The organism is Bacteroidales bacterium (assembly GCA_018334875.1).
Taxonomy (GTDB): Bacteria; Bacteroidota; Bacteroidia; order Bacteroidales; family UBA12077; genus JAGXLC01.
Map to the genome: position 1 here is coordinate 1 of JAGXLC010000145.1, position 9,799 is coordinate 9,799.

Annotated in this window: 9 protein-coding genes; 5 read left to right on the top strand and 4 right to left on the bottom strand. The window is 41.7% G+C overall.

Going from position 1 to position 9,799, the window contains the following annotated elements:
* Together KGY70_11955 and KGY70_11960 are read left to right on the top strand one after the other, a co-directional pair.
* On the top strand, positions 1 to 983 hold a 983-nt coding region (locus tag KGY70_11955), incomplete at its 5' end, for a hypothetical protein (protein MBS3775895.1).
* A gap of 172 nt (positions 984 to 1,155) precedes the next feature.
* Positions 1,156 to 2,784 carry a sodium/sugar symporter gene (locus KGY70_11960; GenBank protein MBS3775896.1) on the top strand — a complete coding sequence of 543 codons (1,629 nt, stop codon included), beginning with the start codon at positions 1,156 to 1,158 and terminating at the stop codon, positions 2,782 to 2,784.
* Between the two features lie 137 nt (positions 2,785 to 2,921).
* Here KGY70_11960 and KGY70_11965 read toward each other — a convergent pair whose 3' ends face one another.
* Genes KGY70_11965 through KGY70_11975 form a run of 3 tightly spaced genes read right to left on the bottom strand, consistent with a single transcriptional unit; the run spans position 2,922 to position 6,272 of the window.
* Positions 2,922 to 3,965, bottom strand: coding sequence for a UDP-glucose--hexose-1-phosphate uridylyltransferase (locus KGY70_11965; protein MBS3775897.1), 1,044 nt, complete (start codon positions 3,963 to 3,965; stop codon positions 2,922 to 2,924).
* Position 3,966: 1 nt separating this feature from the next.
* The gene (galK, locus tag KGY70_11970; protein ID MBS3775898.1) at positions 3,967 to 5,118 is read right to left on the bottom strand and encodes a galactokinase; all 1,152 of its coding nucleotides are present in this window, start codon (positions 5,116 to 5,118) and stop codon (positions 3,967 to 3,969) included.
* 23 nt (positions 5,119 to 5,141) lie between these two features.
* Positions 5,142 to 6,272 (bottom strand): galactose mutarotase, encoded by a 1,131-nt coding sequence (locus tag KGY70_11975; GenBank protein ID MBS3775899.1) that lies wholly within the window; start codon positions 6,270 to 6,272, stop codon positions 5,142 to 5,144.
* A 409-nt stretch (positions 6,273 to 6,681) separates the two neighbouring features.
* On the opposite strand from KGY70_11975, the gene mnmD reads away from it, so the two are divergent.
* From mnmD to KGY70_11990, 3 genes are all read left to right on the top strand, one after another.
* Positions 6,682 to 7,350 (top strand): tRNA (5-methylaminomethyl-2-thiouridine)(34)-methyltransferase MnmD, encoded by a 669-nt coding sequence (gene mnmD / locus KGY70_11980; GenBank protein ID MBS3775900.1) that lies wholly within the window; start codon positions 6,682 to 6,684, stop codon positions 7,348 to 7,350.
* A 175-nt stretch (positions 7,351 to 7,525) separates the two neighbouring features.
* The gene (locus KGY70_11985; GenBank protein MBS3775901.1) at positions 7,526 to 8,170 is read left to right on the top strand and encodes an FKBP-type peptidyl-prolyl cis-trans isomerase; all 645 of its coding nucleotides are present in this window, start codon (positions 7,526 to 7,528) and stop codon (positions 8,168 to 8,170) included.
* A gap of 243 nt (positions 8,171 to 8,413) precedes the next feature.
* Positions 8,414 to 8,839, top strand: coding sequence for an Hsp20/alpha crystallin family protein (locus KGY70_11990; protein ID MBS3775902.1), 426 nt, complete (start codon positions 8,414 to 8,416; stop codon positions 8,837 to 8,839).
* A gap of 70 nt (positions 8,840 to 8,909) precedes the next feature.
* Here KGY70_11990 and KGY70_11995 read toward each other — a convergent pair whose 3' ends face one another.
* Entirely contained in the window at positions 8,910 to 9,614 is a 705-nt protein-coding gene (locus KGY70_11995; GenBank protein MBS3775903.1) for an ABC transporter ATP-binding protein, read from the bottom strand.
* Positions 9,615 to 9,799: the final 185 nt, after the last annotated feature.

The following is a 9,799-nucleotide window of genomic DNA, read 5'->3' on the forward strand; positions in this document are numbered from 1 at the left end:
GTTTTGTCTTTGCGTTTGCCAAAAATCATGGCTGGCAGAGTTTTGAAGAAACCAACCTGGCCGGCAGGTTTGATTCAGCCAATGCTACTACAGGCGCTACAGTGAAAGTCAGTGATCCGGTAGATCTTTCCAAACTTAAAAAGCCGGTGACAAAGGGAACCCTTGGAGGCCATGAAATCAGCCGGATGATTTGCGGAGGGAATCTGATCAGCGGGTTCGCCCACAGCCGTGATCTGATTTATGTTTCGAACTGGCTCAAACAATATTTCACGGATAAAAAGGTATTGGATACTTTCTGGCTCTGTGAACAGGCCGGGATCAATACCAGTGCTGTACGGACCGCTCCCCCTGAGATCAATCTGCTGAATCAATACTGGAAACAGGGCGGTACCATGAAGTGGCTGGCCCCTGTTTATCCTGAAGAGAAAAATTACAAGGAAAATATTGACATGGCCATTGACAATGGAGCCATTGCTGCCACGATTATGGGTAATGTGGGCGACAAATGGGCCAGAGAAGGCAAATTTGAGCTGATGGCCAAAACACTGGACTATATTAAGAGTAAGGGAGTACCGGCAGGTGTTACAGGACATGAACTGAATACCATTAAAGGGGCTGAAGAGCACAACGTGGGAGCAGACTTCTACATGAAAACCATACACAGCAGGAATTACTGGTCATGGAAACCTGAACAAGAAAAGGATAAATGGATTATCGACAACTATTCCATTGACAATTACTGGGCAAGAACTCCTGATGAAACCATCCGGTTTATGGAAAGCATCAATAAGCCCTGGATAGCCTATAAGATATTGGCCGCCGGAGCCATTCCTCCTAAAGATGCTTTCCGGTATGCCTTTGAGAATGGTGCAGACTTTGCCTGTGTGGGTATGTTTGATTTCCAGGTTGTAGAAGATGCCAATATCTTCACCGAAGTTCTGGAAGACCCGAAATTTAACAGGAAAAGGTCCTGGATGGCGTAAAAAAGTGTAAGATTTGAGGTTTGTAAAGTAAGTCAGAATTATGCTATCACTTCTAAAAATTTTGTTTTTTTAGCAAAGTTTTGCTGCAATTTATTGTTAAATTTTTGATTTTATCGGGTTCTTTTGTTTTTAAAAATATTTATTAGATTAGCTCCCTAAAATACGATGCTTTATGGGACAAGAATTTTCTACAATAGACTATATCAGTTTCATTCTTTACATTGTGTTAATACTGGGAATTGCTTTGTGGGTTTCCAGAGAGAAGAAGGGCCACAAAAAGGACTCGAGTGATTATTTCCTGGCCGGCAAAGCTTTGCCCTGGTGGGCTATAGGTACTTCGCTTATAGCTTCTAATATATCGGCAGAACAGTTCATTGGGATGTCGGGTTCCGGATATGCCATTGGCCTGGCCATTGCCAGCTACGAATGGATGTCGGCAGCCGCATTGTTGATCATTGCCAAATTTTTCATGCCGATCTTCCTGAACAAGAAGATATATACCATGCCCCAGTTTTTGGAGCTGCGCTACGACAATAGGGTACGTACCGTTTTATCAGTTCTGTGGCTGTTATTATACATTTTTGTCAATCTTACCTCTGTTCTTTATTTAGGTTCTCTTGCCCTGAATACCATTATGGGTATTCCCCTGTTGTATGGCATTCTTGGTTTGGCTATATTTGCAGGGTTGTATAGCATTTACGGAGGACTGAAGTCGGTAGCCTGGACCGATTTTATTCAGGTGGCATTTCTTATAGGCGGTGGATTGATCACTACCTATGTAGCCTTATCGGCAGTGGCGGATCAATATGGGGTTAGCGGACCGCTTGCGGGGCTGGTAGAGATGTTCCATCAATTTCCCAATAAATTTGATATGATACTGGAGAAGGGCCAGATCATGGTTCCTGACGGACAAGGCGGAACACGCGATGCCTTCAAGGATATACCCGGAATATCCGTACTGGTTGGCGGACTATGGATTGCCAACTTTTTCTATTGGGGCTTTAATCAATATGTTATACAGAAGGGCCTGGCTGCTAAAAATATTAAGGAGGCCCAGCGGGGATTGGCTTTTGCCGGGTATTTGAAATTGTTGGTGCCGTTGATCGTTGTAGTACCCGGAATCGCTGCCTATGTTTTGTCCAGCGGAGACTTGTCGCCCTCAGATAAAGCATATCCATTTGTATTGCAATTGGTGCCGGTTGGTGTAAGGGGTATTGCATTTGCAGCCCTTGTAGCGGCCATTATTTCTACCTTAGCGGCTATTCTCAATTCTACCTCCACCATTTTCACCATGGATATTTATAAGCATTTTATCAATAAAGACCTCAGTGAGACCAATACAGTGAGAATGGGTCGTATGGCCAGCTTTACGGCTTTAGTGATAGGAGTGCTGGTGGCCAGACCCCTCTTGGGTCAACTGGATCAGGCTTTCCAGTTCATACAGGATTTTACCGGTTATATTACGCCAGGGGTTGTGGTGATATTTATTGGAGGATTGTTATGGCGACGTGCCACACCAAATGCAGCCTTATGGATAGCCATTTTGACCATACCCTTTTCTCTTGTGATAGATACTTTATTACCGGGAACACCTTTCATGAACCGGATTGGTTATGTCGCCGTTGCATTGGCTGTTGTATTTGTTTTGATAAGCCAATTTGAACTTAAAAAGGCCGGTAAAGAAGCACATGAAAAAGGTATCCAGATTTATACCGGTCTCTTCAGTACAGGAAATGTATTTAATGTAATGGCTATTGGAATTTTGGCCATTTTGGCTGTATTGTACATTTTCCTCTGGTAAGAACAAAGTTTGAAAGAATAGAGAAAGTTAACCCCCGAATGGCTTTTGCATTTCGGGGGTTAACGTAGTACCTTACCGGTCAAATTCTTGTTTTTTTTGGCAAAACCTACTCGGTAAGGTACTGGGGCTTTTTATTTTTAAGATTTATAGTGTTTTTCAGACAATTCCGCCAAAGTGCTGGCAGCGTATTCCGGTGTAAAATCCCTTTGGGGATTGGCCAGCATTTCATATCCTACCATAAACTTTTTAATGGTAGCATTCCTGAGTAAAGGCGGATAAAAATGCATGTGAAAGTGCCATTCGGGATGTTCAATGTTGTCGGTAGGGTTCTGATGCATACCAGCAGAATAAGGGAACGACGTATGAAAGAGATTGTCGTATTTTACTGTAAGACGCTTCAATACATCTGCAAAACCCCTTTTCTCCTCTTCTGAAAATTCCAGAATATTCCGGATATGCCTTTTGCTGATGATCATGGTTTCAAATGGCCATATCGCCCAAAAAGGCACCAGAGCTACAAAGTGACTGTTTTCCAGCACAACCCTTTCCCTGAGGTTAAGTTCCAGTTCCAGATAGTCTGAAAGCATGCTCCTGCCATGCTTCTGATGGTAACTCGCCTGGCTTTGGGTTTCTTTGGCAGGTTCTACCGGAATGGATTCCTGGGCCCAAATCTGACCATGGGGATGGGGATTGCTGCACCCCATGATGCTGCCTTTGTTTTCGAAAATCTGCACGTAATTGATATAGTCTTTCTCACCAAGCCACTGATACTCATTCCTCCATTGCTCGATGACATTAAGTAGCTGCTCTTCACTAAATTCGGCCAGGGTAAGGTCGTGGCGGGGAGAAAAACATACCACCCGGCATATTCCCTTCTCGCTTTTGGCCAACAGGAGCCCGTCTTTTTCATATTTTCCTTCCGGTATATTACTTTCCAGGGCGGAGAAATCATTGGTAAAGACAAAAGTACTGGTATAATCCGGATTTTGCCTTCCTCCGGCCCTGGAGTTTCCCGGGCACAAATAGCAATTCTCATCGTATTGCGGTCTTTGCTCCTCTGATTGCTGTTCCTGCTTGCCCTGCCATGGGCGTTTGGTCCGGTGCGGTGATACCTGAACCCATTCACCGGTGAGCATATTATATCTGCGGTGGCTGTGTTCGCTCACATTGAATTTGGACATCTTAATGACTTTTTATTCCATCATCTGTTTCCACTTCGAAGAAATCTGGCTGTATGCTGAATCTGTCATAATATGCTTTTGCAAGCCTCTCTTCAAATTCTTCCCGGGAGTCAATCTTAACCAGATTGATTGTAGATCCGCCAAAGCCACCGCCCATCATACGGGCTCCCTTCACATATTCCATATCTTTGGTCAGATCGACCAGGAAATCGGTTTCGTCGCAGCTCACTTCATACATCTCTGAAAGGCCTTTGTGTGAGAGATAAAGGTTTCTGCCGATGGCATCCACATCGTTTTCCTGAAGCTTTTCACAGGTGTCGTGTACCCGCTCGTTTTCCCTTAATACATACAAGCATCTGTCAAGCACCACTTCATCCATCTGATCCTGATGTTCCTCCAGCATATCGAAAGTTACATCTCTGAGGTTTTTCACAGAAGGATGGTTTTGCTTTATGATACCTACTCCTTCCGCGCATTGTTTCCTTCGTACATTATATTCCGAGGAAGCAAGCTCATGTTGGACGTTGGAGTTACAAAGGATTAGCTGATAATCTTTAAAATGAAGCGGATAATAATCGCTGTCCATACTTCTGCAATCGAGCTTTACCACGTGTCCTTTTTTTCCATAGACGGCTGCAAACTGATCCATAATGCCGCAGGGCATTCCGGCGAAATTGTGTTCGGCGTTTTGACTCAGATGCATGATTTGTGCAGGTTCCACGCCAACATCAAAAATTTCATTAATGGCATGGGCAAAACCGGTTTCCAGTGCTGCAGAAGAACTAAGTCCTGCGCCCAGTGGCAGATCTCCTCCGAAAACACAGTCAAAGCCGGTGAGGTTAAATTCCCTGATCTTCATCATTTCCCTGATGACACCCAGCGGATAATTTACCCATGTCTTCTTCACAGGTTCTTTTTGATCTGCCGGAAAAGTATATTCTTCATCAATGTCATGGGCATATATTCTGCATTGCCCGGAATCGTTCTTTTTCAGTGCAAAATATATCCTTTTGTTGATGGCGGCCGGAAGCACAAATCCATCGTTGTAATCGGTATGTTCTCCAATCACGTTGATTCTTCCGGGAGCACTGAAAAGTTGGGGATGCTCCCCGTACCTTTCCACAAATTTTTCATGTATGGTATCCTGTATCATAGTCGTTTGGTTTTATAAGCTTTTTATTTCCCGGTACTGAATTTGTATATGGTTGTTTGCGTGTATGTTTCACCGGGTTCCAATACAGGAGAGGGAAAATGGGCCTGATTGGGAGAATCCGGAAAATGCTGAGTTTCCAGGCAGAATCCGCTTCGTTGTTCATAGGTTACATTGTTTTTTCCTACATCGCTTCCATCCAGAAAGTTACCTGCATAAAACTGCATGCCTGGTTCAGTGGTATAGACCTCCATCTTTCTTCCTGTGGTGGGTTCGTATACACTGGCGGCAAGACTGAGTTCCCCCCGTTCGGTTTTATTAAGCACCCAGTTGTGATCGAATCCGTTACCATACTCTATCTGCTGATAATCGCTGTTAATTCCGTCTCCCATATTTTTTGCCTCCCTGAAATCCAAAGGAGTATTACCTACAGGCCGTATTTCGCCGGTTGGTATTAACGCTTCACTTACAGGAGTGAAATGGTCGGCATTGATCGTAAGTTCATGATCCAGGATTTTGCTTTTTCCCGCATCCTTTAGATTGAAAAATGAATGGTGTGTCAGATTGAGTACGGTTTTTTTGTTGGTAGTAGCCTCATAATCAATTTGGAGTTCATTTTCTCCGGTGAGTGTGTAAGTTACCGTAACATCCATTCTTCCGGGAAAGCCCATTTCGCCGTCCGCACTTACATAAGTGAGTTTGAGGGCTTCATTTCCTTCCCGGGTTATTTTTTTAGCATTCCATATAACATTGTGAAAACCATCGGGACCCCCATGAAGATGATTGCCATCATCGTTCTCGGGTAATTCATAGTTTTTGCCGTCCAGGGTGAAGCTTGCATCCCCTATACGATTTCCGTATCTGCCAACCAGGGCTCCAAAAAAGGGATTTCCATCTACATATTCTTCGGCATTTTCATAACCGAGCACTACATCGCTGATATTTCCCTCTTTGTCCGGTACTTCTAAAGTCATTACCTTTCCTCCGAAGTTGGTGATTTTAACTTCGCATCCGTTTTTATTCTCAAGCGTAAATGCTTTAATGGATTGTTCACTTTTCATACTTTGTTGCTCCTCCTGCTTTTGTGATTTTTGTCCACACCCTGCAAAAATAAGGAGTGCGACTGCAATTGTGTGAATAATTATAATTTTTTTCATAAATCAAAAATTTTTTAATGTACGATTGTGTTGATTGCTTATAATTAGTGATTAAATTATTTTTTCCTGGAAAAAATAAATAAACGCCTGTTGCAAATCCAACCCGCGGATTGGTATGCAATATTTGAAAAAAATGAATTAAATGTCAAGATGGAATAAAAAAAATATAATTTTTTTTGCAATTTGCTATTTTTGATAGGATAAACCAATAAGACCATTTACAAACCATAAATGACTTATTGTTTGTCCATAAAGTTTAATAGATTTGAAAGAGTCTCGTCTGGAATGTTCGCTGGCAAGGCTTGTGAGTTTTGAATGCTAGGAGTTTACTTAATGTAAATGACTGGCATGAAAAACGAGCGTAACGCAGCCAGGGGACATTCCAGACGAGACTCTAACTAGAATCTTCATGAAACCTAAAAAACGTATTATTAGTACCGAAGACGGTTCACATACTTTATATGTTGATTCCCTTAATGAATATTATCATTCCAGATACGGGGCCATTCAGGAATCAAATCATGTGTTTATTGCAAACGGCCTGAATGGCATCAAGAGAAAAGATGTTGTTGTGCTGGAGGTAGGGTTCGGTACGGGTTTGAATGCTTTGCTAACTTATATTACAGGTAAGAAGAATCAAATCAAAATTCAGTATGAGGCCATAGAGTTGTTTCCACTCGAAAAGTCTCTGGTTCAGGAATTAAATTTTGCCCGTTTTTTGAATATGGACAACCCTCATTTACTGATAGATATGCACATGTTACCATGGAATCAAATACATACCCTGAGCGAATTGTTTTCACTTCATAAAATTCTTCAGGATTTTAACCATTTTACACCAGAACAAAAGTATTCTGTTGTGTATTTTGATGCCTTTGCACCGGAAAAACAACCGGAGATGTGGAGTGAGGAAAATTTTGCCAAACTTTTTTATGCCCTGGAAACTGAAGGCATCCTGGTAACATATTGTGCCAAAGGAGCGATTAAAAGAACATTACAACGGGTGGGTTTTAGGGTTGAACTGCTCAAAGGTCCCCCGGGTAAGCATGAAATGATAAGAGCTGTTAAACCCGGATAATTTTATTGCCCAAAATTTGAATTTAATCGGATTATTTATTTTAAATTGGTCGATTAATTTATTATGAATTTTAAAAAGAAAGTATATGAATTTTAGAAACTTGTTAGTTTTATCGGTTTTAGCGCTCTTTGTAGGTGCTTGTGGTAAAAATGCCAATATAGGCAGCAGTGCCAAAATGGAGTCAGAACTGGATACCGTTAGTTATGCACTGGGTGCGGATGTAGCAAATAGCTTAAAAGACAGAAACGGACTTACAGAACTCAATTATGAGGCATTTGTAAAAGGAATGCGTGAGGCCTTTGAACAAGATGAGTTAAGTATGGGTGAGGCTGAGAGAAGAAACAGGATCAGAACCTACCTCAAACAATTGTCTCAGAGAAGAAATCAGGAAAACCTTAAGAAGGGAGAGGAATTTCTTGCTGAAAATAAGGAAAATGACGATGTATCAGTTACCGAAAGTGGTTTGCAATATGAGGTAATCGAGGAAGGATCGGGTGTTAGTCCTGATGCCAACGATACCGTGAAGGTCCATTATATCGGAAAGACTATTGATGGCGATACTTTTGATAGTTCTGTTGAAAGAGATGAACCGGCTACTTTTGCTGTAAATCAAGTAATCGAAGGATGGACTGAAGGCCTTCAGCTAATGAAAGAAGGCGCCAAATATAAATTATTTATTCCTACCGATTTGGCTTATGGAACCCGTGTACAACCAGGAGGAGAAATTGAGCCCAATGAGGCTTTAATTTTTGAAGTGGAATTACTGGAAGTCAATAAAGTGCCGGGAACTGAACCGAAAGGCCAAAATACCCAACAGTAAGCCAAACCTTCATAGAACAAGGATCATCCATAAAAGTCTTTCGATCATTCGAAAGACTTTTTTTAATGGCAGAGGATCACCTTCCTTTTTATTATCTCACTACAATTCATGTTGAATCATTGGATCACTGAAATCATGTCACAAATGCAATCTTTATTTGCGTCAATGTGTCACACTATTGGTTTTGGTACGGTGATTGGTGGGAAATGGGTGGAAAACATAAAAAAGAAAGGAGGTTGCAAGATGTTACCAGGAAATAGAAAAAACAGCTTAACCGGAATACTGGATGATGTATTTGAAAGCGATCTGCCTGATGTCTTTGGTTCGATGAGAGGAGTCAATATGCCGGCAGTGAACGTGGTGGAAAATGAAAACAATTACACCATTGAAGTAGCTGCACCGGGCTTGAATAAAGAAGATTTCAATGTATCATTGGATGATGGTGTACTTACTGTTTCCTCAGAAAAAGAACAGAAGGATGAGGATGAACAGGGAGACTTTAAACGCAGGGAATTCTCCTACACAAGCTTTAAACGTTCATTTAATCTGCCTTCAAATGTGGATGAGGAGAACATAAAGGCTGAACACGAAAATGGCGTGCTTTATTTAATAATGCCCAAGAAAGAGGGCTATGAGGAGTCCGAAAGGAGATCCATTGAAGTGAAATAATGCGGGACCTGATAAGTCTAAAGCCTGAAAATCAAGAAAATTAGAAAGCAGGATTATGGGTTAAATCTGATCAGTCAAGAAAGCCCATAATTCTGTTTTTTTGTCTGAAAAATTCCCTGTTGTCTATGTGTTTTTCTTTTTCGTTCAGAGGATTAACCCAATGCGTTTTTACCTTAACAGGTGGTCTGCTGAATACATATATTTCTTCTCCAAGTACCAGCGCTTCCTCTACATCATGGGTGACAAAAATTACGGTGCGTTGATCTGGACTCCATAATTTCAAAAATGTTTTCATCAGGTTCCACTTGAGTTTGGGATCTAAGGTTTTTAAAGGTTCATCCATGAGAATAATGTTTGAAGGATAGCAAAAAGCCCTGGCTATAGCTACCCTTTGTTTCATTCCACCGCTGAGCTGATTGGGATAAAAACGGGCAAAATCCTGCAGCCCTACAATTCGCAGGTTTCTATGGATTATTCTTTCTTTGTCTTCCAAAGAGACACTTTTAAGAACAAATTCGAGGTTGGCTTTTACGGTTTTCCAGGGAAGAAGTCGCGGCTCCTGAAAGATGAATGACAAGACCAGGTCTTCTGCTCCGGCAATCGTACCGGAATCCTGAACCATAATGCCTCCGATCATATTCAGCAGCGAAGTTTTACCACATCCTGAGGGTCCAAGTATACAACTGATCTTGTTTTCCGGGAGATTCAGGGAAAAATTCCTGTATACCTCAACATCCCTGAAAGATTTGGTTATGTTTTTTAGCTGTATACTCATAGGCCGGGTAAAAAATTTAACGCCATACCACGATTTTTTTTTCAACAGACCGGATCAGATGGTCAAAGAAATAACTCAGCATAATGGCTATAAGGGTCCATGCAATTACTTTATCTACCAGCAGGTAAGTTTGTGCGTTCTGCATGAAAGTCCCTATACCGTACCTGGGCTGACTCAATACCTCT